Genomic DNA, 25054 nt, shown 5'->3' on the forward strand with positions numbered 1-25054 from the left:
TAATGAAGTAAAGTGATCACAAAGGAGCAGAGCATGAACTCTTTAAAATTCCAATCAGTTTTTGATATTATTGGACCTGTAATGATTGGCCCATCCAGTAGTCATACTGCAGGTGCTGTTCGAATTGGTAAAATTGTTTCTTCTATATTTGGAGAAGAGCCAAAAGAGGTTGAGTTCCAATTATTTAATTCCTTCGCAAAAACCTATCGTGGTCATGGAACAGATTTAGCCTTAGTAGCTGGCATCTTAGGAATGGACACAGATGATCCTAGAATCCCAGATAGTCTAAAAATTGCACATGAACGAGGCATTCGGATTGTTTGGTCTATTCAAAAAGAGAGCAATGCTCCTCACCCCAACACAACAACCATTACTGTAAAAAATGACCATAAAACGATTTCTGTCACTGGAATCTCCATTGGTGGTGGGAATATACAGGTTACTGAGTTAAATGGCTTTGCCATCTCGCTAAATATGAATACTCCAACCATTATCATTGTGCATCAAGACGTCCCTGGGATGATCGCTCATGTGACAGAAGCCCTTTCTCGCTATGATATTAACATTGCACAAATGAATGTGACGCGGGAAAAAGCTGGAGAAAAAGCGATTATGATTATAGAAGTTGACTCAAGGAGTTGTGAAGCAGCTATCGAAGATATCCGTAAAATTCCTCATCTTCATAATGTCAACTTTTTCAAATAAGGAGTTCGTATGTTTTATTCAATTGTAGACCTCGTAGAACAAGCAAGCACGCAATACGAAGGAAACGTCGCAGAGTTGATGATTGCAACTGAATTTGAACTAACTGGTCGTGAACGCGAAGAAGTCCTCCGATTAATGACCCGGAATTTAGAAGTGATGATTGATTCTGTAAGGTTAGGGTTAAATGAAAATCACTCTCGTAGTGGATTAACTGGCGGAGATGCGACAAAATTAGATCGTTATATCAAATCAGGAAAAACTTTATCTGACTTGACCGTCTTAACCGCAGCGAAGAATGCTATTGCCGTCAACGAACACAATGCTAAAATGGGGCTGGTCTGTGCAACACCCACTGCAGGATCTGCTGGCTGTCTTCCTGCAGTTCTCACTGCGGCAACTCAAAAATTAGGGTTAAACCGTCAGCAACAATTAGATTTTCTACTAACAGCTGGGGCTTTTGGGTTAGTGATCGCCAATAATGCTTCTATTTCAGGTGCAGAGGGTGGTTGTCAAGCAGAAGTCGGTTCTGCTTCAGCTATGAGCGCGGCTGCATTAACACTAGCTGCTGGGGGAACTCCTTATCAAGCGAGTCAAGCGGTCTGTTTTGTCATCAAAAACATGCTTGGGCTCATTTGTGATCCAGTAGCAGGACTTGTGGAAGTCCCATGTGTCAAACGAAACGCAATGGGAGCCAGCTATGCCTTCATTGCTGCTGATATGGCCTTAGCAGGCATTGAATCAAAAATACCTGTTGATGAAGTTATTGACGCCATGTACCAAGTTGGTTCTAGTCTTCCAACTGCCTTTAGAGAAACAGCTGAAGGAGGATTGGCAGCGACACCAACTGGTCGAAGATTACAAAAAGAGATATTTGGAGAATAACATGCAAGCCTTATTTTTTGACTTAGACGGAACATTAGTTGACAGTTCCAAGGGAATTACAGAGAGCTTTCAACATACATTCGATTCTTTAAAGGTTCCTCAACCCGATCTCAAAACCATCCGTAGTTTTATGGGACCACCTTTGATTTCTAGTTTTGAAGCTACTCTTCCTGAAGCTTTGGTAGATCAAGCCGTAACTATCTATCGCCAGTATTATCATGAAAAAGGTCAATACAAATCAACTCTATTTCCTCAGATAGTAGATGCTTTGAAAGCATTACAAGACGAAAACAGTCCTCTTTATGTAACCACTTCAAAACATGAACCGATTGCTTTACAGATGTGTCAAGATTTAGGTATCGCTAAATACTTTAAAGGAATTTATGGATCCAATTCAGATCGTATCCACAAAGCCGATGTCATTCGATACGCCTTGTCAATCAATGATCTTCCAAAAGAGGAAACAGTCATTATTGGAGATACAAAATTTGACCTCATTGGAGGTCAAACAATTGGAATAAAAACTATGGCAGTCTCTTGGGGATTTGGAGATCTTGAAGAGCTACTTCTTTACTCACCTGATTTTATTTGTCATTCTCCACTTGAAATCCTAGAGACATTAAAAAAATAGGCTTACAAATTGTAAACCTATTTTTTAATAACCCCAAGCTGACAAACCTTGAGAGCTGTATGCATTATATGCTGCCTGGATTTGATCATCAACTGTTGCAGTTGAACCCCAACCTGGCATTGTTTGGAATAAACCACTTGCACCAGAAGCATTTGCTGCATTTACTTGACCATTTGATTCACGTGCAATAATTGCTTCCCAAGTAGAAGCAGGTACACCAGTCATTTCAGCCATACGAGCAGCTGCATAAGAACCTTGTTCCCCAGCAGTATTTCCATTTGATAGAACAATTCCACCATTTGTTGATTGTGCAGAAGTCACTGCAGCATTTGCTGCATAAGTTGTTTGTTTTTGAGCAGTTTGTGCTACTGCAGGTGCACTTTCAGCAGGTTTCGCTTGCTCTTGTGGAGCAACTTTATCAATCATAGATTTTGAACGCTCACCTAACTCAATAATTTGTCCTGCATAGATCAAATCTTCATTGGTCAAATTGTTAGATGCAATAATATTTTCTACTGAAGTGTTATTTTCTAGTGCAATTTTTGATAGAGTATCTCCAGACTTCACTTCGTAAGTTTCAGCATTCACTGTAGCAATACCAGAAATGAAAAGCGATGCTGCTGAAAGTAGGGAAGTGACTGTCCATTGGAACTTTTTACTGTTCATGAATTCTATTCTCCTTTCGAACATAATTCTATCATACACACAAAATGTTACAGTTTATTGTAGAATGTATTACAAATGTTACAAGAATATGTGAATTTAATGTAAAAAGCGCTTTGTATAGCGCTTTTTCCTTATTTTTGAACCAATACAACTAGCTCTATCCATTTTTTAGATAAAAAATCAACCCCATGAGGCACAGAATAATAAACAATGCTAGGGTATCTTTCACTCCCCACTGTAGACTCCGATAACGTGTTCGTCCTTCGCCCCCTTTGTACCCTCTCGCTTCCATTGCAATCGCTAGTGCATCTGCACGTTTAAAGCTAGAGGCAAATAAAGGAATAAGGATCGGAATAAAGGAACGAATTCTTTTTAATAAATTTCCCTCTCCAAAATCAACACCACGCGCCCTTTGCGCATTCATGATTCGATTCGTATCATCCACTAAAGTTGGAACAAAGCGCAAACTCATAGATAACATTAACCCAATCTCATGTGCTGGAACTTTAATAATTTTTAATGGTGTAAGGATCTTTTCAACAGCATCTGCTAAACTTAATGGTGTCGTCGTCACTGTTAAAATTGTCGAATAAAAAATGATTAAAATAAATCTACAAAATATGATTGCGGCCTGTATCAATCCTTGGTCGGTTAATTTAAAAAACCACCAGTGATATAAAATTGTTCCTTGAGAGGTCGCAAATAATTGAAAAATAGTTGTAAAAGCAATGATAAAAAACATTGATTTTAAGCCTTTGACATAAAAACTAACCGAAATCCTCGTTAAATACATTAAAACAAAGATGAAACCAAAGAGCAGAAGATTGGTCTGCAGGTTATTGGCCCAAAACAGAAGAAAAATGAATAGAAACATTGAGAGCAACTTCCCACGAGGATCCAGTTGGTGGATAATGGAGTTTCCAGGAATATACCTTCCTAAAATCATATTATTCATGAAGTAACAGCTCCTTTAATTCCTCAATTTTGATTGGTAGTCTGTCTAGAGGAAGCCCCCTTTTTTTCAATTGAAGGGCAAAATTCGTAATTTGTGGAACTCCTAATTGAAGTTTTTGTAAATAATCAACCTGTTGAAACACTTCCCTTGGGGATCCGTTTAGGACAAGTTTTCCCGCTTCCAAAGCAAATACAGTATCAGCAAAGTTTGCTACATCATCCATCGTATGAGTCACCAAAACAAGAGTCATCCCATTTTTATGCAACCTCTCAAACAGCGCCATCAATTCCTTTCTCCCAGCAGGATCTAGGCCTGCTGTTGGCTCGTCCAATACTAAAATCTCTGGCTCTATGGCTAAAATACCCGCGATCGCAACCCGCCTCATTTGTCCACCAGATAATTCAAATGGACTTTTATCATAGATAGATTCTTCTAAACCAACGATCGCTAATTTTTCTTTGGCTATTTCCTCCGCTTTGTCCTTAGGTACCCCAAAATTCTGTGGTCCAAAGGCTACATCAGCTAGAACGGTTTCTGCAAATAACTGACTCTCTGGAAATTGAAAAACTAAGCCAACTTTTTTTCTCAAGTACTTCATTTCTTTTGGCTCAGAATGATTATCTAAAACAAAATCATCGAATTGAATCATTCCCTCAGTCGGACGAAGTAAACCATTTAGTAATTGTAACAAAGTGGACTTGCCACTACCAGTATGTCCAATGATAGCAGTATAAGAGCCATCCTGTATTTCCAAAGTGACGTCAGAAAGTGCTTGTCCTTCAAAAGGACTTCCCTCTTGATAAGTATAATAGACATTCTTTAAAGAAATTCCCATAGTTGGTCTAATAACTCACTTTCTGTTAAATAATCCTGTTTTAGCGGGAAATGCGAACTCAGAGATTCTTGGACTTGTTTACTAAACGGCTTATCCAGACCAATCTCGTGCAGATCACTTCTTGAAAACAATTCCCTCGGCGTCATGGAAGACTCTAATGTTCCTTTTTGAAACACTAGGGTTCGATCACTTAGGGCGATTTCCGTTAAATCATGAGTAATGGAGATAATCGTTAATTGAAACTTTTTCTGGAGTTCCCGCATTACTGCCATTAGATCCTCTCGGCCTTCTGGATCTAACATACTAGTTGCTTCATCAAGGATAATAATAGTTGGTCGCAAGGCAATAATACCCGCTATGGCTACTCGTTGTTTTTGACCACCCGACAATCGAGAAGGTTCCCGATCTTTAAACTCTAGCATGCCTACTTGGTCAATAGCCTTCTCTACACGTTGAATCATTTCTTCCCGTGGAATTCCTTGGTTTTCCAAGCCAAAGGCGACATCATCTTCCACTGTTGCACCGACAAATTGATTGTCCGGATTCTGAAATACAATCCCAATTTTACTGCGGATTTCCCATATAGTTTCACGAGTCAACTGTTGCCCATCAATATAAATTTCACCAGACTCAGGTTCTAAAAGACCATCCATCAAGCGTACAACGGTAGATTTCCCACTACCATTGTGTCCAACAATTGAAAGCCACTCTCCTTGTTTCACGTGAAACGAAACATTGTCAATTTGATACTCTTCTATTGTTTTATCGTATCGAAACGATACATTTTTTAGCTCTATAATATGTTTCATTTATTTAAATGTGTCTTTAAAGAGATAGCTACTTCCCTTAAAGTAGTCGTAACCAGAATAAATTGTAAAAATCAGTGCGATATAAAGTAATACTTGCCCTGGAAGGGTCCAATGACAAAGCAAAAAGATAATAGCAAACATTTGACTAAAGGTCTTAATTTTACCAGGCATGGCTGCAGCAAGAACTGTACCACCTGTCTCAACAAGTAGAAGACGCAAACCAGTGACAGCTAACTCACGACAAATGATAACGGCTGCAATCCAAGCAGGAACCATCTTTAATTCAATCATCATGATAAAGGCCGACATGACCAATAATTTATCTGCCATTGGATCGGCAAATTTCCCAAAATTACTAACTACATTCCATTTTCGTGCAAGGAAGCCATCTAAATAATCTGTAATACTTGCAATAGCAAAAATAACTGCTGCTACAATATGTCCTAGATAAGAGTGAGTTAAACTTAAAATGGCAATAAAAATAGGAATCATTACAACTCGAATTAATGTCAATGCATTAGGAATATTTTCTTTTTTCATATTTCCTCCAAAAATAAACTATCTTTACAGCTATTTTACTCATGCTGTAAACTTATAAAAATATACGATATAAATCACAAAACTAAGAATAGCAAAACTAACTAGCAGATAATACAGAATTGGTAACCAGCTTGTTTTCTGTCTTAATTTTCTTGAATGAAGCTCTTCATCATTTACAAGTATTTCTTCATCAAATAACAATTCTTTTCCTTCATGAAAAGCTGTCAATAGGATGGACTCATCTAATCCCAAAGCCCATGATAACTTTTTAAGATAGATCTGGGCGTAAAAGGGACTCGGTAGTAGATCAAACTCATCGTTTTCCAACGCTTCTATATAAGGAATTTCGATGGCTGTCTTATTTGAAACATCCTGTAAACTTAAGTGTAAATTTACTCTTGACAATCTTAACACTTGACCAATCGTTCTCTTCTTCATGTTTTCCCTTCTTGATACATTGTTTACTACTTTTGAAAAATCATATAGTCAACCATTTCAGCCTGGTCGATGAACTGACGACCTAATTTGATGATATCTTGTAAACTAATACCTTGTAAAATCTTTGGAAGATCATAAGAAGTGCTACCGTCTGAAAAATATTCAAACTGAGTTGCACTATACTCAAGCGAATTTAAACCTTGTAAGAAATCACCAAACATTTCGCTTTTAATCGTATCTAAATGTTCCTGATTCACATCCGGATCCTTATCAAATTGTTTAATAGCTGATCTAAATTGATGAGATAAGGAGACCGGTTCTCGAGTATCCATTGTCAAGACGACGAAATGAAACAATTCTTCAACCTCCACTTCAAGTGTCAATGAGTTGTCAATTTTCCCAGCTTCATATAAACTTTGAAACCGTTGTGAGGTCCAACCAAACATCATCGAAAATAGTAATTTTAACATCAATTTATAGCGAAATTTTTCCTCTTCCTTAATGATATCATTTCCTCGAATTCCAATTGCCAACTTAGGAGTAGCAACTTCCATTCTACAGGATTGATTCAATTTCACTTCATTTTTTTCTACAGGAAAACGTTCTAACTCAATAGAAGGTTGAGGAGGAGTCAGATCATATTCCTTTACTACTTGCAATACTTCATCAACATCAAAATTTCCGATCACTAATAAGTGCATTTGAGAGGGATGATAGAATAGGTCGAAGTTTTCACGGAGATTATCTATTGTAATGTTAGAAATAGATTCCCTCGTCCCAGCAATATCGTCTGCTAACGGTGTCCCAGGATATAAATTTTCTAAAGCACCAAAAAATAATCGATAGTCTGGACTATCTTGATACATTCCAATCTCTTGTTGAATGATCTCTCTTTCCTTAGATACAGATTTTTCTGTAAAGGAAGCTTTTGAAACCATCTCCAATAACAATTGAATATTTTCGGGGACTTTTGAAGTTGTTGAGAAAAGATAACTTGTCTTTGTAAAGCTTGTAAAGGCATTGCTTTCCGATCCTAAATGAACGAATTTTTTTAGATAATCTTGGCCTTTTTCATCTTCGAACACTTTATGTTCTAGAAAATGAGCAATTCCTGCAGGATATTTTCTTTCATCCCCATTCACTAGAATTCGTGTGTCCACTGAACCAAACTTAGTTGTGATCATTCCATAGGTTTCATAATAATCTTCTTTTGGAACTAAATGAATGGTCAACCCGTTTGACAAGCGTGTAAAGTAAACCTGCTCACCAACTGATTCATAATATTTTTCTTTAATTTTCAATCTTTACACTACTTTCCTTCCATAAAATAAACAGACTGTAAATTAATTGTTTTTGCCGTTTCAATAATTTCCTCTCTACTAACCTTATTTATGGATTCTAACCATTCTTCTAAGGAAAGTACCTTCGTTCCTAGGATCGTTTTCAGATATTCCCTTTCAATCAAGGTATTTTGTCGATCCTGTGCTAATAAGGTCGTATTCACCAACATTTCTTTTGTCAATCGAAGCTCTGAATCTGTAAACTTACCTCGTTTTAAATCATTCAACTGTCGCATAATCAAGGTCATTACTTTCGTACGAGATTCCTTATCGATACCTGCAAAAACTCTCATAAAGCCTGTGAAAATATCAAAATGGCTAGAGATGGTGTAAGCGAGACCTTCTTTCTCACGAATTGTTTGAAAAAGTCTTGAATGTGAGAATGCTCCAAGCATCCCATTCAATACAACAAGTGGAATATGGAGAGGGTCTCCATACTGGGTAGAAAAATGGTAACCTAATTCTAAAATAGATTGTTGATTTTGTTTTTGCTCTAACTTTTCTCTAACGACATTTGTAAAAGGTTGTTGATAATTGACAGATAAATGGTTATCACGTGGCTTGAATTCAAAACTATTCACTCGATCTACAATAGCGACTTCATTAAAATCGCCTATGAAAAAGAAGTCAATGTTATCGAAATGAAGCATCTGATGAAACTGTGAAAGAGAAGTTTGAGCTGTCTCTTGTCTCACTAAATCTACTTTTCCCAATCTTGACATCCCGATTGTTTCGTCTTCAAAAAATAGTTGATTCAATTGCCCATGGGCATAATAATAAGGCTCTTCAATTTCTGACTCCAAATCGGAAATCGTATTTTTCTTTTCAACCTCAAATGTATCACTGTCAAAGTGATCTGCTACTACCAAAGGTGAAAAGAAGATAGCTTCTATAATGTCCAAAACCTCATCAGTAAGAACATTTTTCTTGCTCAAAAAGTCATCGCGCACAAAGGAAATATTCAAATCAACATAATGAACACGCCCCCTCTTAGAGACTGAGGTTGACAATTCTACCCCGTATAGACTCGCTAATTTTTCACGGAATAATTGAGAAGTTGGATATTTTTGATTTGCAGTTTCCATCATACAGGCTACTAAAACACGCGCCGCCACGGTATTTTCATCTAATGGCGATGAAAAACGGACCTTAATTTTATTGGTTTTAAATTTTTTTGATTGAAGAAAGTGAAGATTCACGCCCTTTACTAATTCCATTTTCATCCTCGTTCTACTCAATAGTAACTTTCATTATAACACGAAATCACACTAAAATCCTAATTCAAACTGTGAAAAAGCTTCTCAAATCACTCAACATTCTCTACCCTAGATAAACTAAAAATATGGTATAATAACACGCAAAGAGGTGAACTATGAATTACAAATTATTTGATGACTTTATTACATTGCAAGCTATCTTAAAAGAACTTGGTATTATACAGAGCGGTGGTGCAATCAAAGCCTTTCTTCAAGAAAAAGAAGTCTTTGTTAATGGTGAATTAGAACAACGGAGAGGCCGTAAACTTCGTGTCAATGATCAAATTGACATCCCTGAACTGAACATGACTATCACCATTCTCGGACCTTCTCAAGAGGAAATAGAAGAGCATCTCAAAGAAAGGGAAGAAAAAGAACGTGTTGCTAAGCTTGTCAAGCAGCTCAATCAACAACAAAAGAAAGAACCGACAAAGATTAACAAAAAGGAAAAAGCGATTCGCTTTCCTGGTATCTCGTAATGTGGTTAAAACAGTTATCCATTCAACATTTTCGTAATTATCAAGAGCTTGAAGTCGAGTTTCATCCTGGATTAAATATTTTCTTAGGTCAAAATGCTCAAGGGAAGACCAATATTCTCGAATCAATTTATTTTCTGGCTTTAACTAGAAGTCATCGAACAAGAAATGATAGAGATCTTATCTATTTTGAATCCACTGATTTTAAAGTTTCTGGTCAATTACAAAGGGAAACTGGCCCACTTCCATTAGAAATTTCCTTGACACCAAAAGGTCGGATAACTAAGGTAAATCATTTAAAACAAGCCAAATTATCGAACTATATTGGCCATATGAATGTTGTACTTTTCGCACCTGAAGATTTGCAACTGATCAAAGGATCACCTGCAGGACGTCGAAAGTTTATTGACATTGAATTAGGTCAGATGAAACCTATCTACTTATCGGACTTATCTCAATACAACCATGTTCTCAAACAAAGAAATAGTTACCTAAAAAATTCAGAAAAAATTGATGCTACATTTTTGGAGGTGTTAGATTCACAACTAGCTAGTTTTGGAAGTCGCGTCATCCATCATCGACTTGATTTTATAAAAAAATTAGAAGCTAAAGCAAAAGAAAAACACACTCGACTTTCTAACAACAAAGAAGATCTATTAATTCAATATCAGTCAACTGTTTTTTCTGAAGAAGTAAATAATATAGAGGAGCAGTTTCTCTATATGTTGGAAAAAAATCGTCAGAAGGATATTTTTAGGAAAACAACAAGTATTGGACCTCACAGGGATGACTTGGCATTTTTTATCAATAATATGAATGCTACCTTTGGCAGTCAAGGTCAGCATCGAAGTGTTGTTCTTTCTCTAAAATTAGCAGAAATCGAATTGATGGAAGAAATCACAAGAGAAAAGCCTATTTTATTACTTGACGATGTCATGAGTGAACTTGACAATTATCGTCAACTTCAATTACTTGAAACCATCTCTAATAATATTCAGACATTTATTACAACGACAACTCTCGATCATTTAAAAGAACTGCCTGAAGAGTTGAAAATTTTCACTGTTCAAGCGGGCCATATCAAAACAGCATCTTGACAAAATTGTCAAGATGCTGTTATTTTTATTTACAAACGTGTAAATTTATTGTGCCGAGTAGTTAGGAGCTTCGTTTGTAATTTGCACATCATGAGGATGACTTTCTTTCAATCCTGCGCCACTCATTTCAACAAATTGTGCATGATCATGTAAATCTTGAATGGTTGCTGCACCAACATAACCCATACCTGAACGAATACCACCGATCATTTGGAAGACCATATCTGCTACAGAACCTTTATAAGCAACGCGTCCTTCAATTCCTTCAGGAACCAATTTATTGGCTTCATTGACAGATCCTTGGAAGTAACGGTCGCTAGAACCTTTCTTCATTGCTGCAATAGATCCCATACCACGGTATGTTTTAAATTTACGACCTTGGAAGATTTCTGTTTCACCTGGTGCTTCATCTGTACCTGCAAGCATTGAGCCAAGCATAACCGCATTTCCACCAGCTGCGAGTGCTTTGACAATATCTCCTGAATACTTGATACCACCATCAGCAATGATCGTTTTTCCATATTCACGAGCTACAGCGGCTGCATCATAAATAGCAGTAACTTGAGGGACACCAACCCCTGCAACAACACGAGTTGTACAGATTGATCCTGGACCAATTCCGACCTTAACTACGTCTACCCCTGCATCAAATAATGCACGCGCACCTTCAGCTGTTGCAATATTTCCTGCAATCAAGGTACGATCTGGGAAGTGAGCACGAATTTCTGCGATCTTGCGAAGAACACCTGCAGAATGTCCATGAGCAGTATCGATGACAATAGCATCTGCACCAGCTTCAAAAAGAGCTTCTGCACGTTCAAAAGTATCTGAAGTAACTCCTACGGCACCAGCCACAAGCAAACGACCAAATTCATCCTTAGCCGCATTTGGAAACTCAATAACTTTTTCAATATCTTTGATTGTAATCAAGCCAGAAAGACGACCATTTTCATCTACCAATGGTAATTTTTCAATACGATGCTCTTGTAGAATACGTTCAGCTGTTTCTAAATCAGTTCCAACCGGTGCAGTTACCAAGTTTTCACTTGTCATATGATTTGAAATGGGTTGATTGTAATCAGAAATAAAGCGCAAGTCACGATTGGTAAGAATACCAACTAATTTACGATTTTCAAGTGTTTCAACAACCGGAACACCACTGATGCGGTATCGTCCCATGAGCTCATTTGCTTCTAAAATTGTATGAGATGGGGTCAAATAGAAAGGATCAATAATAACACCATTTTCAGAACGTTTTACTTTGCGTACTTCATCTGCTTGTTGCTCAATTGACATATTTTTATGGATCACACCAAGTCCACCAGCACGTGCCATTGCAATTGCCATTTGACTTTCTGTCACTGTATCCATTGCGGCAGTAATGATTGGGATATTCAAGCGTAAATTACTTGCTAATTGTGTACTTAAATCTGCATCATTAGGCAATACGTGACTTTCTGCTGGAATCAAAAGCACGTCATCGAATGTAAACCCTTTTTTTAAAAACTTTGTGTCCCAATTAGACATTAGCTGGATCCTCTTTTCTTTTTATTGAGCAAGGCTCGAATTTTTATTGTTAATATCATACCATTCTATCGCAATTTGTCAATCATTTATTGGTAAATTATCAATGAACAGTAAAGAAATGTTCGCTATTAATGAAGTCGTTTTATTTTTTAAAATAGGTAATTCCCATCGCAGATTTTACTTCATCCAGTGTTTGAGCTGCTACATTTCGAGCGCGCTCACTTCCTTTTTCAAGAATAGAGTATACTTCCCCCATATCCTTTGCAAACTCAAGGCGTCTTTCACGAATTGGTCTTAATTCACGATCTAAAATTTCTAAAAGATATCGTTTGGTCTTTACATCACCAAGTCCACCACGTTGATAATGTTCTTTCATTTCTGCAATTTCAGCTGCATCTTCTGGACGGCCAAATACATCCAGGTAATGAAATACCATATTTCCTTCGATTTTTCCTGGATCCTCTACTTTAATATGATCCGGATCAGTATACATACTCATCACTTTTTTCTTTAAAGTATCTGCATCATCAGCTAGGTAAATTCCATTATTCAACGATTTAGACATTTTAGCATTTCCATCTAAACCAGGTAAGCGCCCTGCTGCTTCATTTTCAGGATAAATCCCTTCTGGCTCCACCAAAGTATCTGTATTGTAAGCATGGTTAAAGGAACGAACAATCTCACGAGTTTGTTCAATCATTGGTTTTTGGTCATTTCCTACCGGAACAAAATTCGCTTTAAATGCCGTAATATCGGCTGCTTGCGAAATAGGGTATACCAAAAATCCTGTAGGTATACTCTCACCAAAACCTTTTTGAGAAATCTCGGTTTTTACAGTTGGGTTTCTTTCAAGTCGTGCCAAAGATACCAGATTCATGTAGTACATGGTCAATTCTGCCAGTTCAGGAATCTGACTTTGAATGAAAATCGTTACTTTTTCAGGATCTAGTCCAGCTGCAAGATAGTCCAAAGCGACATTTCCAATAGACTCCACAATCGTTTTTGGATCTTTTGCATGATCCGTCAAAGCTTGCTGATCTGCCAAAAAAACAAACATATTATATTCGTCTTTATTTTGTAGCAAGACGCGATTTTTTAAAGAACCTACATAGTGGCCAATATGAAGTTTTCCTGTTGGTCTATCTCCTGTCAAAATGATGGGTTTTGTCATACTCTTCTCCTTAATCGTTATCCCTATCATTATAGCACTTTCTAGTTGAAAATGTTAGTCTTCCCTCTATGTTTGTGACGAAATAACACTTTACTATCTTGTCAACTAAATTTACAAAATTGTAAAAATAAATTGACACTAAAAAAGTTGAATTTTCCCCTATTTTCTAGTAAAATGAAGACATTATAGAAAGAGGAGAATATCATTGCTTACAGTATCAGACGTCTCACTACGTTTTAGTGATCGAAAATTGTTTGACGATGTCAATATCAACTTTACAGAAGGAAATACATACGGTCTTATCGGTGCCAACGGTGCTGGAAAATCAACCTTTTTAAAAATTTTAGCTGGAGATATTGAACCAACAACTGGTCATATTTCTCTCGGTCCTGATGAACGTTTGTCCGTTTTGCGTCAAAATCACTTTGACTATGAAGACGAACGGGTCATCGATGTTGTCATTATGGGAAATGAAAAGCTCTACAACATTATGAAAGAGAAAGATGCTATCTACATGAAAGAAGATTTTTCTGATGAAGACGGCGTTCGTGCAGCTGAACTTGAAGGTGAATTTGCCGAACTCGGTGGATGGGAAGCAGAAAGTGAAGCATCTCAATTGCTTCAAAATCTAAATATTTCAGAAGACCTTCATTATCAAACGATGAGCGAGTTAGCTAACGGAGATAAAGTGAAAGTTCTCCTAGCTAAAGCACTTTTTGGTAAACCAGATGTCCTTCTTTTAGACGAACCAACCAATGGTCTCGATATTCAATCCATTACCTGGTTAGAAGATTTTCTGATTGATTTTGAAAATACGGTTATCGTTGTATCCCATGACCGCCACTTTTTGAATAAAGTCTGCACCCATATGGCAGATCTTGACTTTGGAAAAATTAAACTTTACGTCGGAAACTATGATTTCTGGAAAGAATCTTCTGAACTTGCAGCAAAATTACAAGTAGATAGAAACGCAAAAGCTGAAGAAAAAATTAAACAATTGCAAGAGTTTGTCGCACGATTCTCAGCCAACGCTTCAAAATCAAAACAAGCAACATCTCGTAAAAAAATGCTTGACAAGATTGAGTTAGAAGAAATTGTTCCATCTAGTCGGAAGTACCCATTTATCAACTTTAAGGCGGAACGAGAAATCGGTAACGATCTCTTGACAGTTGAAAATCTTTCTGTCAAGATCGACGGAGAAACCATCCTTGACAATATCAGCTTTATCTTGCGTCCTGGTGATAAAACCGCTCTTATCGGACAGAACGATATTCAAACAACCGCTTTGATCCGTGCATTGATGGATGATATTGAATATGAAGGAACTGTTAAGTGGGGGGTCACAACTAGTCGTTCTTATCTACCCAAGGACAACAGTCGAGATTTTGCTGGTGGTGAAAGTATTCTTGATTGGCTTCGTCAATTTGCAAGTAAAGAAGAAGATGACAACACTTTCCTTCGTGGTTTCTTAGGACGGATGCTCTTTTCAGGTGACGAAGTTAACAAGTCTGTCAACGTCTTGTCAGGAGGAGAAAAAGTTCGTGTCATGTTGTCTAAATTGATGCTCCTTAAATCAAACGTTCTTGTGCTAGATGATCCAACCAATCACTTGGATTTGGAGTCTATTTCAAGTTTGAATGATGGATTGAAGAATTTTAAAGAATCAATTATCTTTGCCAGCCATGACCACGAATTCATTCAAACACTCGCCAACCATATTATCGTTCTTTCAAAAAACGGCGTGATCGATCGCATTGATGAAACCTATGATGAGTTTCTTGAAAATGAAGAAGTTCAAGCAAAAGTGAAAGAACTTTGGAGTCAATAATAAAAATAAAGAGCCCTGAAATAATGATTTCAGGCTCTTTCAGTAGAAATATATGAATAAAACAAAGCTAAAAACATCCCTTTTTATAGTATCTTCTTTCCTGATTCCAGCTATCATGATGTTCTGTATTTACCTCTCACAAGGAATCTACTGGAACAGTGATACATCCCCATTATTAGGAGATGGTTATCATCAGTATGTCATTTTTGATACCACACTTCGAAATATTTTACATGGGACAGATAGCCTATTTTATAATTTTCAAAGTGGATTAGGTATTAATTTCTATGCACTTAGTAGCTATTATCTAGGAAGTTTCTTTTCTCCTCTTGTCTACTTCTTTAATGCACAATCCATGCCGAATGCTGTTTATCTCATCACTCTTCTAAAATTTGGTGCAATTGGTCTGAGTACTTATATTAGTCTACATGGGATGTTTTCTAAAATCCCTAGAAGCCTGGTTCTCACCCTTTCAACATCCTTTGCTCTGATGAGCTTTGCCATTAGTCAAATTGAAATTAAAACTTGGCTAGATGTTTTTATCTTAGCACCATTGATTCTTTATGGATTCAAAAAATTAATTCACAATGAGGGAGAGATTCTCTATTTTATCAGCTTAACCAGCTTGTTTATCCAAAATTATTATTTTGGGTTTATGATGTCTATTTTTCTCATTTTATGGTACTTGACACAACTGTCATGGAACATAAAGGAAATTGGAAAACGTTTCTTCCATTTTGTGATTGTATCTCTTTTATCAGTTATAACAAGTCTTGTGATGTTATATCCAACCTTCTTAGATTTACGCACTCATGGAGAAAATTTTTCAAAGGTTGACAGTATCTTTACAGAAAAAAGTTGGTATCTTGACGTATTTGCAAAAAATTTTATTGGAAGTTTTGACACTACTAAATATGGATCCATTCCAATGATCTACGTAGGGCTATTTCCACTGCTACTAGCAATCACCTTTTTCTTTGTAAAGTCGATCAAGTTTCACGTGAAACTTTCTTACTTTATACTATTGACCTTTCTTGTTTTGAGTTTTCGTTTTCAAATATTAGATCTCCTTTGGCAAGGTATGCACGCGCCAAATATGTTTCTTCATCGATACTCTTGGATTTTTTCTTTGACGATTATTCTAATGGCAGGAGAAGTTCTAAATCGAATGGAGGAGATCACTTGGATTCGTTTTAGTCTTGCTAGTTTCCTCCTTATTCTAGGATTTGGAGCAACTGTCCTTTTCAGCAGTCACTATAAATTTTTAGATGCTGTCAATTTCATTGTTACTTTTGAATTTTTAATCGCCTTCTATTTAGTGTGTTTAGGTTTTATCTTAAAAAAAATACCGCCTAGACTTTTCTATCTTTCAATCCTTTTTTTCTCCATCTTTGAATTATCGGTGAATAGTTATTATCAAATAGAAGGAATTGCGAATGAATGGGTCTTTGCTTCTCGGTCATCCTACGAACGCGACTTAAAAGCTATCCAATCCTTAGTAAGAGGAAAGACTGACTCAAATTATCGGACTGAGATTCTACAGCCACAAACAGGCAATGATAGCATGAAGTATGGTTATAATGGAATTTCTCAATTTTCATCTGTACGAAATACGGATGCTAGCTCGACATTGGACAAACTTGGATTTAAATCTGAAGGAACCAACCTCAATCTTCGGTACCAAAATAATTCTATTTTAATGGATAGTCTATTTGGTGTTCGCTATAATTTGAGCAAACAACCTGTTCAAAAATTTGGATTTAAAGAGATTGCAACTAAAAACGGAGTCTCACTTTCAGAAAATGAATATGCCTTACCAATCGCCTTTTTGTCAGCAAAAACTTATAAAAATGCTTCCTTTACAAATTTAACACTGGATAATCAAACACGATTCATCCATCAAATCACAGATAAAAAATATAAATTTTATAAGAAATTAAATATTCTCTCGCCTACTTCACAAAATAGTACATCTTCGTTGCAAACTGCAAAAATTGAAGAAGATAGTCATCTATCCTACGCAAGTATTCAATATGAAGTAACGGTTCCTGCCCATAGTCAACTGTATGTCAATGTTCCAAATTTACATTTTTCAAATGATGATCGAAAAGATATTGAAATCGACTACAATGGACAGACCCAACGCTATACCATTGATAATGCCTTTCCATTCTTTTCGATTGGCTATTTTGACACAGAGGAAACGGTTACTATTCGTATGAGTTTCCCAGAAAATTCGACGGTTTCCTTTGATACACCAGAATTTTTTGCTCTAAATCTCGACCAATATATACAAGCTATCACCACCATTCGTCAGCAAGAAGTTGCTATTCACAAAAAGAAAAATAAATTGGTGGCAGCCTATAACGCAAATAGAGATACTACTCTGATTTTTACACTGCCTTATGATAAAGGCTGGTCAGCTAAACAAAATGGGAAACCTATCCACATTCATCGTATCCAGAAAGGATTAATGGGAGTTCGTGTTCCAAAAGGATCTGGAACAGTCACTTTAACATTTGTTCCTCAAGGCTTCGTTGAAGGACTCATTGCCTTTTTCCTTGGAATCGTTCTCTTTTTCCTCTACGAATGGAGACAGATAAAAAGACGAAAAAGCTAAGAAATATGACTATCGTTTTTATAAATAGAAGGCTAGGATAGCAATTATCCTAGCCTTTTTTCAAAACAAAAAAACACCCAAATGGGTGCTATACTAGCTCCGCCAGTAGGACTCGAACCTACGACATCATGATTAACAGTCATGCGCTACTACCAACTGAGCTATGGCGGAATGAGATATAGTCCGTACGGGATTCGAACCCGTGTTACCGCCGTGAAAAGGCGGTGTCTTAACCCCTTGACCAACGGACCATATATTCATTAACAGAACATATCCCATTATATCAGAATTTAACTAATTGTCAAGCACTAAATTCTAAATTTTGCTCTTCGATTAATTTTTTGACACGTTTGATATTGCTTCTTGAGATTGGACAAGAATACCCTTCTTTCAACAACAACTGTTTCCTTTTCTTATCCATTCCAACGATCATACTTCTATTCACGATGTAAGATTGATGGGGACTGAAATATCTCTCCTCCACATCTTTCTCCAAGACATCTGATAAACTTCCTGCAATTTCTTTTTGAAAATTTTTCCCAACTAAGTTTAATTTATAAGCAGAACCAACAGTTTCAATATAAAGAATATCTTTAAATGGAATTTTTATCTTTTTATCCTTAAAGTCATACTCAAAATAATCTGTCAAATCATCATTTCCAATTTGAATAGTTGTTAGGTACTCAATACACTCCTTGATTTTTAATCTAAATAAATCTTCATTCAAATTTTTATCAATAAAATCCAAGGCAGATACTTTATAACGATAGGTAATCGAAGCGAATTCTGATTTTGTAGTAATAAAAACAATAATGGCATAAGGATTTGCTTCTCGTATTTTTTGAGCAATTTCTAGCCCACAGTACTCATTATCTTGGATATGAATATCTAGAAAATATAATTGGTGGATATCCGAATGCTGGATATAATTTTCAAATTCCGTAATTTTACCAGTAGAAATCACGTCAAGTTTAATTTCTAATTCCTTAGCAATTTCTGCAATGTGTTTTTCTACCCGTATCTGTTGAGAGAGCTCGTCTTCTAATAAAAAAATCTTCATTCTTGTTCATATCCTCCAATCTTCAAAACTTGTAAAAAACGATTTTCTTGCAATTCTGTTTCTAAAAACATCGTTCCATAATTTGCTAAGATTTTTCTCACATTATTTAATCCTAGTCCTCTATTTTCTCCTTTTGTCGAATAACCTTCTTCATATATTTTCTTGATATCAAAAGTGATTTCATTTGTTGTATTATGAATCACTAAGTAAACAATTTTTGAAATAGAAAAAATAGCAACATGAACTTTCTTTTCTTCCGCTTCTTTTGAAGCTTCCAAAGCATTTGTCACCAGAATTCCAACAATTCTTACGATATCTAATAAATCAACTGGTAGTTGCTCAATTGGTTCACTTGTTTCAAAGGTCATTTCTACCCCAGCATCTCTTGCATCCAACCAGCCTCGAATCAAAATACTTCGTAAAGCAGAATCTTTGATATTGACCAAGTTGAAGCCTGATAATTCTTCTGTGTTTATCTCTTTATAACCTTTTTCCAATACTTCTCTATGGATTCTCTGTATTTCTGGAATATTTTCTTCCCTAATAGCTAATGACATAGAAATCACCAAATTTCCCAAATCGTGACGAAATCCCCTAACAATAGAATAGAGGCTTTGAATTTCAGCCATATACCGACTCATTTGTTGCTCAGAAAATTCTTTATACTCCAGTTCTAAATTTTTACGATACTGATCTCGCTCGATTTTCATATGAAATAAGCTGACTACAAAAGAGAAAAAACAAATCGTTGCCAACATACTCCCAAAATTTTTATATTGCGCTTGCTCACTAATCCATAAAGCAAAATTAATCACTACAAATATGGCGAAATAGACACAGATAAGTCTCCTTAAATATTTTTCAAATTCTTTCTCATAAAAAGGAGTGAAATCAAATTCAAATAAGTCAATTAACTTCAAGATGATCACTAAAGAAACCAAACGAATGCACATATTGTAAACAGTCGAGTAAGCTGCTACAAAAGCATCCCCCAACACTGAAGAGACAATTATCGTCAGAAAAGTTGCTGTTCCTTCAACCGCTAAATAAGTAAAAAAAGAATAAAAAATGGCGCACAAGCGATTCGTCCGATTGGCAAAATGATAATAAGGATATAAATAAACCGGCCATAAGAGCATATTTAAATCAGAGAGTCGAATATTTGAAAATAGAGTCACATCTAAAAATACTAAGAGACTTTCAAAAAGAAGAACAAAGGTGCTCAGCAGAAAGATAAATGAAAATTGATGTTCCTGATAGATTTTTTCGTCCACTAATGCAAACGTCAGAACAATGATCCCTCCTAAAAGAAAAGACAAGACTAATGACTGAATCACACAAACTCTCCCATTTTGTTTTTTCTATTTTATTATACTCTAGTATTATTATAAAAAATAAAATTTTATATACAAAAAATTATAATATAAAATAGCCTAAAATTAAAGGGAAACGATAAAATTGTAATCTTTTTAATGTTTTTGTTACAGGATTGAAAACTATTTTACACAATTTATATAATCTATACTTTGCACTATATAGGGATTATTAGTTATTTTTCAAAAAATTCCTAATAAATCATCCCATTGCTATTTGTTTATAGTGAAGTATACAAAAATTAACAGATAATGAAAATTTATACATTTTTACAAAAAGAAAAGATGCAGCAAAAACTGCATCTTTCATTTGATCCCAGCAGGATTCGAACCTGCGACCGTTCGCTTAGAAGGCGAATGCTCTATCCAGCTGAGCTATGAGACCGAACTTACTTCATTTTAGCAGAAAAAGGAAGGAGCGTCAAGGTTATTTATGGTAAGGACTCCCCTGTTGAATCATGAAAGCACGATAGATTTGTTCCACCAACACTAATTTCATCAACTGATGAGGAAGAGTTAATTGACCAAAGCTCATTAATAGATTTCCTCTTTTTTTCACTTCATGAGACAGACCAAGACTGCCTCCAATAACAAAAGTAAGGTTTGAATAACCAGATGTCATAATCTGGTCGATCGTTTGACTAAATTTCTCTGAAGGAAATTGTTTTCCTTCAATAGCCAGTACAATCACATATTCTTTATCTGAAATTTTAGAGAGAATTCGTTCTCCCTCTTTTTCAAGGATTTGTTGATTTTCGAGTTGACTAGCACGATCTGGAGTTTTTTCATCAACTAACTCAACCTGTTCTACTTTCGCAAATCGACCAAGCCTTTTAATATACTCCGCAATCCCATCTTTTAAGTATTTTTCTTTTAATTTTCCAACGGTTATCAATTTTATTTTCATTCTCCTATTGTAGCATAATTCTTTAATTCCACAAATAATCCACAGGTACAGAAAGGAAAGCTGTTCTATAAAGTCCTTTTTAAAGCTATTTCTAAACTAAATGTTACAAGTTATCCACAAATTGTGGATAACTTTAATTATTTAAGTTATAATTAAGAAAGTTTTTCTATACTCTAGACAATTTGATAGCCTTAGGAGGAAAATATGAAATCTTCATCTAATTTACTGAAAAAAGTTGTGAACATAGCCCTCATTTTTGTTGTGGGTTTACTAGGTGGAATTCTTGGAACCTTTTTAATATTGCAAACAACCCATTCTTCTACTTCCAATACTGAAAGTAAACAAGTCCACTCAACCACTGTTAAAACAGCTTACAAAAATACGACTTCAACCAGTGAAGCCGTCGATAAAGTAAAAAATGCTGTGGTTTCTGTGATCACTTATTCTGATTCTTCGAATCAAGGATTGTTTGAAAAAGAAGACAATTCAGACTCACAAATTTCTAGTGAAGGTTCTGGGGTCATTTATAAAAAAGAAGGAAAATATGCTTACCTTGTTACCAATACCCATGTGATCAATGGTGCAAAAAAAGTAGATATTCTCTTAGCAGATGGTAATAAAGTCCCTGGAGAAGTAGTTGGATCAGATGTCTATTCCGATATTGCAGTAGTTCGCATCAGTGCGGATAAAGCAAAGGCAGTAGCTGAATTCGGAGATTCAAACCAATTAACGGTCGGTGAGACTGCGATTGCAATCGGTAGCCCTCTTGGAACTGATTATGCTAATTCTGTTACCCAAGGAATTATTTCTAGCCAAGGTCGCAATGTGAAATTGAAAGCCGATAATGGACAAAATATCTCTACACGCGCCTTACAAACAGATGCTGCCATCAACCCAGGGAATTCTGGAGGTCCATTAATCAATATTCAGGGACAAGTCATCGGAATTACCTCCAGTAAAATTTCAAATAACGGACAAACTTCAGTAGAAGGAATGGGCTTTGCAATTCCTGCAAATGATGTTGTCAATATTATCAAACAACTAGAAGAAAAAGGAAAAGTGGTTCGACCAGCTCTTGGAATCCAAATGATGGATTTATCTAATCTTTCAACTTCTGATTTAAGCCAATTAAAACTTCCTGAAAAAATCTCTGGAGGAGTACTGGTTCGTTCAACACTTGAAAATATGCCGGCTTCAGATAAATTGCAACGCTACGATGTGATCACAAAGATAGACGATACAACTATCGAGTCAACTGCAGATTTACAATCTGCCCTCTATTCTCACCAAATCAATGATACGATCAAGATCACATTCTATCGTGATGGAAAACAACAAACAACTTCCATCAAATTGACAAAATCAACTGAAGATCTAAGCAATTAACTTTCACTTTCTTGACATACTTGTAAACACACCTTTACGAATTTGTAAAGGTGTGTTATTCTATTCATAAGATGGAAAAATTAGAAAAGATAGCGGTAAAGGACATTCGAACTAATCCTTTCCAACCAAGAAAAGTATTTGATCAAGAAAAATTAGAAGAACTGGCTCAGTCAATCAAAGAAAATGGCTTAATTCAACCCATTATTGTCAGAAAATCTCCGATTATTGGTTTTGAATTACTTGCAGGTGAAAGACGTTTTAGAGCTTCAAAAATTGCTGGATTAAAGCTTGTTCCTGCGATTATTAAAGAGTTAACAGATCAAGAAATGATGCGACAAGCCATTATCGAAAATCTTCAACGTGAAGATCTCAATCCAATCGAAGAAGCTATATCCTACCAGAAGCTAGTTGATCATGGCTATAAGCACGACCAAATCGCTCAATTTATAGGGAAATCTAGACCTTATATCAGCAATATGCTTCGCTTGTTACATCTAGCTCCCTCTGTTCAAGAGGCAGTCATTCAAAATGATATTTCTTCGGCTCACGCGCGTGTTCTCGTTCCTCTTGATGAAGAAGAGCAGCGCTTTTGGTTGGAGCGAATCAAACAGGATCATTTAAATGTTCGAACATTAGAGAACAAGATCAGTTCAAAAAGAAAACAGAAAAATAAAAAAGTAAAAGAAAATTTCCTACTAGAAGAGGAACAACGATTGAAAAAAATATTGGGAACAGAAGTGACGATACACTCCTCTTCGCAAAATAAAGGAACTATCCAAATTTCTTTTTCAAGTCTCGATGAATACCAACGAATTATCAACAGCCTAAAATAAGGCTGTTATTTTTATTTTTGTATTGACAAGTTTTTCCACCATAATAATCTTTTGCAAATATCATAAAAATAAGGATATTCTCTAGTTATCCCCACTTTGTGGATAACTTTTAAAAACAATGTGAATTTAAATCCACAACCTGTGGAAAAGTTTGAAAATATAATTTTCTTTTCTAAAATTTAGCCTGTGGAAAACTATTTTCGTTTGTGGTAGAATAGGAGTAAGTATGATTTGATACAATTCAAGAAAAGGAGGGAAGTCTGATAGTGTCACAAGAAGAGCAATTTTGGTCTCGTTTTTTAGAATTAGCCCAATTACAACTAAAAGATAGTGCGTATGACTTTTTTGTCGCTGATTCAAAATTAGTCAAAATTGATGGAGAGGCAGCTACCATTTATCTTGATGGAAATTATAAAGAATTGTTTTGGGAAACAAATCTAAAAAATGCTTTGATCACAGCCAGCTTTGAAGTCTACAATACAGATTTGAAATTCCATTTCGTTTTTGAAGATACCGAAGAAATTCCTAGTAATCATAGCAGTGAGAATAGGAGACTGTCTTCAGGTAGCTTAACAACCGAACCGTTACCTAAAATTGATACAGGTCTGAAATCGAAGTATACCTTTGATAATTTTGTGCAAGGGGATGGAAATATTTGGGCGAAAGCAGCAGCGCTTGCAGTTTCTGAAAATCTTGCAACAACTTACAACCCTCTCTTTATCTATGGTGGACCAGGGCTTGGAAAGACTCACCTATTGAATGCAATTGGAAATCAAATCCTAGAAAATATTCCAAATGCACGGGTTAAGTATGTCCCAGCAGAAACCTTTATTAATGAATTTTTAGAGCACCTTCGATTAGGAGAAATGAAGACGTTTAAGAATACCTATCGAAGTTTAGATCTTTTATTGATCGATGATATCCAGTCACTTGGTGGTAAAAAAGTCACGACTCAAGAGGAATTCTTTAATACCTTTAATGCCCTCCATAGCGACAACAAACAGATTGTTCTAACAAGTGATCGAAGTCCGGATCATTTAGATAGTCTTGAAGAGCGGTTAGTTACTCGTTTCAAATGGGGACTAACTCAAAATATAACACCACCTGATTTTGAAACTCGGATTGCCATCTTACGGAATAAAATTGAAGATCTAGACTATATTTTTCCTAATGACACACTAGAATATCTAGCTGGTCAGTTTGATTCAAATGTCCGAGACTTAGAGGGGGCCTTAAATGACATTTCTTTAATGGCGAAGGTAAAGAAACTAAAAGAAATTACGATCGATGTTGCAGCTGAAGCTATTCGAGCTCGTAAAAATGATAATAGCAAGACGCTTGTCATCCCTATTGAAAAAATTCAGGAAGCAGTTGGAGCCTTCTATGGAGTCAGTGTAAAAGAAATCAAAGGTTCTCGAAGAGTTCAGAATATTGTCCTAGCACGACAAGTGGCTATGTATCTTTCAAGAGAGATGACGGACAACTCACTTCCTCGAATCGGAAAAGAATTCGGTGGGAAAGACCACACAACTGTCATTCATGCCTATGAAAAAATTAAAAGTATGGTCGATACAGATGATAATCTTCGACTCGAAATTCAAAGCATCAAGAAAAAATTAAATTAATCTGTGGATAACTTTCTATAAACTTCTAGGGGTTATGCACAATTTTTAAACAAGTAACTTTTCAAGTCGTAGATAGGATTCTGAGAGTTTTCCA

Annotated in this window: 23 protein-coding genes and 3 tRNA genes; 10 read left to right on the forward strand and 16 right to left on the reverse strand. The window is 35.9% G+C overall.

What is annotated here, in order from left to right:
- The first annotated feature begins 33 nt into the window (after positions 1-33).
- The 3 genes from sdaAB to ACVC7Q_RS07465 are packed head-to-tail and all read left to right on the forward strand — an operon-like array spanning position 34 to position 2218.
- Positions 34-705, forward strand: coding sequence for an L-serine ammonia-lyase, iron-sulfur-dependent subunit beta (gene sdaAB, locus ACVC7Q_RS07455; protein WP_003002135.1), 672 nt, complete (start codon positions 34-36; stop codon positions 703-705).
- 9 nt (positions 706-714) lie between these two features.
- Entirely contained in the window at positions 715-1587 is an 873-nt protein-coding gene (sdaAA, locus tag ACVC7Q_RS07460) for an L-serine ammonia-lyase, iron-sulfur-dependent, subunit alpha (RefSeq protein WP_155200084.1), read from the forward strand.
- A gap of 1 nt (position 1588) precedes the next feature.
- On the forward strand, positions 1589-2218 hold the full coding sequence (locus tag ACVC7Q_RS07465; RefSeq protein ID WP_447265418.1) for an HAD hydrolase-like protein: 630 nt from the start codon (positions 1589-1591) through the stop codon (positions 2216-2218).
- A 24-nt stretch (positions 2219-2242) separates the two neighbouring features.
- On the opposite strand, the gene ACVC7Q_RS07470 is transcribed toward ACVC7Q_RS07465, so the two are convergent.
- From ACVC7Q_RS07470 to yfmF, 8 genes are all read right to left on the reverse strand, one after another.
- Positions 2243-2884 (reverse strand): LysM peptidoglycan-binding domain-containing protein, encoded by a 642-nt coding sequence (locus ACVC7Q_RS07470; protein ID WP_447265419.1) that lies wholly within the window; start codon positions 2882-2884, stop codon positions 2243-2245.
- A gap of 157 nt (positions 2885-3041) precedes the next feature.
- Positions 3042-3839, reverse strand: a complete 798-nt coding sequence (locus tag ACVC7Q_RS07475; RefSeq protein WP_447265420.1) for an energy-coupling factor transporter transmembrane component T family protein — start codon at positions 3837-3839, stop codon at positions 3042-3044.
- Complete coding sequence (locus ACVC7Q_RS07480; protein ID WP_447265421.1) at positions 3832-4674, reverse strand: energy-coupling factor transporter ATPase; 843 nt, start codon at positions 4672-4674, stop codon at positions 3832-3834. The genes ACVC7Q_RS07475 and ACVC7Q_RS07480 overlap by 8 nt, the downstream gene beginning before the upstream one ends.
- Entirely contained in the window at positions 4659-5483 is an 825-nt protein-coding gene (locus ACVC7Q_RS07485) for an energy-coupling factor ABC transporter ATP-binding protein (protein WP_447265422.1), read from the reverse strand. The genes ACVC7Q_RS07480 and ACVC7Q_RS07485 overlap by 16 nt, the downstream gene beginning before the upstream one ends.
- On the reverse strand, positions 5484-6023 hold the full coding sequence (gene pgsA, locus ACVC7Q_RS07490; RefSeq protein ID WP_049516063.1) for a CDP-diacylglycerol--glycerol-3-phosphate 3-phosphatidyltransferase: 540 nt from the start codon (positions 6021-6023) through the stop codon (positions 5484-5486).
- 39 nt (positions 6024-6062) lie between these two features.
- On the reverse strand, positions 6063-6461 hold the full coding sequence (locus ACVC7Q_RS07495; protein ID WP_447265423.1) for a helix-turn-helix domain-containing protein: 399 nt from the start codon (positions 6459-6461) through the stop codon (positions 6063-6065).
- 26 nt (positions 6462-6487) lie between these two features.
- Complete coding sequence (gene yfmH, locus ACVC7Q_RS07500; protein WP_447265424.1) at positions 6488-7762, reverse strand: EF-P 5-aminopentanol modification-associated protein YfmH; 1275 nt, start codon at positions 7760-7762, stop codon at positions 6488-6490.
- Between the two features lie 8 nt (positions 7763-7770).
- Positions 7771-9018, reverse strand: coding sequence for an EF-P 5-aminopentanol modification-associated protein YfmF (gene yfmF, locus ACVC7Q_RS07505; protein ID WP_447265441.1), 1248 nt, complete (start codon positions 9016-9018; stop codon positions 7771-7773).
- 155 nt (positions 9019-9173) lie between these two features.
- Between yfmF and yaaA the strand changes: the two genes are divergently transcribed.
- Together yaaA and recF are read left to right on the forward strand one after the other, a co-directional pair.
- The gene (yaaA, locus tag ACVC7Q_RS07510; protein ID WP_447265425.1) at positions 9174-9536 is read left to right on the forward strand and encodes a S4 domain-containing protein YaaA; all 363 of its coding nucleotides are present in this window, start codon (positions 9174-9176) and stop codon (positions 9534-9536) included.
- Positions 9536-10630 carry a DNA replication/repair protein RecF gene (gene recF, locus ACVC7Q_RS07515; RefSeq protein WP_447265426.1) on the forward strand — a complete coding sequence of 365 codons (1095 nt, stop codon included), beginning with the start codon at positions 9536-9538 and terminating at the stop codon, positions 10628-10630. The genes yaaA and recF overlap by 1 nt, the downstream gene beginning before the upstream one ends.
- A gap of 45 nt (positions 10631-10675) precedes the next feature.
- On the opposite strand, the gene guaB is transcribed toward recF, so the two are convergent.
- On the reverse strand, positions 10676-12157 hold the full coding sequence (gene guaB / locus ACVC7Q_RS07520) for an IMP dehydrogenase (RefSeq protein WP_315375755.1): 1482 nt from the start codon (positions 12155-12157) through the stop codon (positions 10676-10678).
- A gap of 142 nt (positions 12158-12299) precedes the next feature.
- Positions 12300-13328: a tryptophan--tRNA ligase gene (gene trpS / locus ACVC7Q_RS07525; protein WP_003002236.1), complete on the reverse strand. Its 1029-nt coding sequence runs from the start codon at positions 13326-13328 to the stop codon at positions 12300-12302.
- A gap of 205 nt (positions 13329-13533) precedes the next feature.
- Here trpS and ACVC7Q_RS07530 point away from each other — a divergent pair, with 205 nt between their 5' ends.
- Positions 13534-15156 carry an ATP-binding cassette domain-containing protein gene (locus ACVC7Q_RS07530; protein ID WP_447265427.1) on the forward strand — a complete coding sequence of 541 codons (1623 nt, stop codon included), beginning with the start codon at positions 13534-13536 and terminating at the stop codon, positions 15154-15156.
- 52 nt (positions 15157-15208) lie between these two features.
- Positions 15209-17776 (forward strand): YfhO family protein, encoded by a 2568-nt coding sequence (locus ACVC7Q_RS07535; protein ID WP_447265428.1) that lies wholly within the window; start codon positions 15209-15211, stop codon positions 17774-17776.
- Positions 17777-17873: 97 nt separating this feature from the next.
- Here ACVC7Q_RS07535 and ACVC7Q_RS07540 read toward each other — a convergent pair.
- The 6 genes from ACVC7Q_RS07540 to rlmH all read right to left on the reverse strand — a co-directional run bounded on the left by ACVC7Q_RS07540 (position 17874) and on the right by rlmH (position 21116).
- A tRNA-Asn gene (locus tag ACVC7Q_RS07540) sits at positions 17874-17947 on the reverse strand.
- An 8-nt stretch (positions 17948-17955) separates the two neighbouring features.
- Positions 17956-18027 (reverse strand) — tRNA-Glu (locus ACVC7Q_RS07545).
- A gap of 50 nt (positions 18028-18077) precedes the next feature.
- Positions 18078-18836 carry a LytR/AlgR family response regulator transcription factor gene (locus ACVC7Q_RS07550; RefSeq protein WP_049514967.1) on the reverse strand — a complete coding sequence of 253 codons (759 nt, stop codon included), beginning with the start codon at positions 18834-18836 and terminating at the stop codon, positions 18078-18080.
- Positions 18833-20173 (reverse strand): sensor histidine kinase, encoded by a 1341-nt coding sequence (locus ACVC7Q_RS07555; protein WP_447265429.1) that lies wholly within the window; start codon positions 20171-20173, stop codon positions 18833-18835. Before ACVC7Q_RS07555 ends, ACVC7Q_RS07550 begins: the two co-directional genes overlap by 4 nt.
- A 347-nt stretch (positions 20174-20520) precedes the next feature.
- Positions 20521-20594: transfer RNA gene (locus ACVC7Q_RS07560), tRNA-Arg, on the reverse strand.
- A 42-nt stretch (positions 20595-20636) separates the two neighbouring features.
- Positions 20637-21116: a 23S rRNA (pseudouridine(1915)-N(3))-methyltransferase RlmH gene (rlmH, locus tag ACVC7Q_RS07565; protein ID WP_447265430.1), complete on the reverse strand. Its 480-nt coding sequence runs from the start codon at positions 21114-21116 to the stop codon at positions 20637-20639.
- Between the two features lie 204 nt (positions 21117-21320).
- Between rlmH and ACVC7Q_RS07570 the strand changes: the two genes are divergently transcribed.
- The 3 genes from ACVC7Q_RS07570 to dnaA all read left to right on the forward strand — a co-directional run bounded on the left by ACVC7Q_RS07570 (position 21321) and on the right by dnaA (position 24960).
- Positions 21321-22502 carry a S1C family serine protease gene (locus ACVC7Q_RS07570; protein ID WP_447265431.1) on the forward strand — a complete coding sequence of 394 codons (1182 nt, stop codon included), beginning with the start codon at positions 21321-21323 and terminating at the stop codon, positions 22500-22502.
- A gap of 71 nt (positions 22503-22573) precedes the next feature.
- Positions 22574-23335 (forward strand): ParB/RepB/Spo0J family partition protein, encoded by a 762-nt coding sequence (locus ACVC7Q_RS07575; protein ID WP_447265432.1) that lies wholly within the window; start codon positions 22574-22576, stop codon positions 23333-23335.
- Between the two features lie 266 nt (positions 23336-23601).
- On the forward strand, positions 23602-24960 hold the full coding sequence (gene dnaA / locus ACVC7Q_RS07580) for a chromosomal replication initiator protein DnaA (RefSeq protein ID WP_447265433.1): 1359 nt from the start codon (positions 23602-23604) through the stop codon (positions 24958-24960).
- Positions 24961-25054: the final 94 nt, after the last annotated feature.

The sequence above is a fragment of the Streptococcus sp. W151 genome (genome assembly GCF_053010205.1).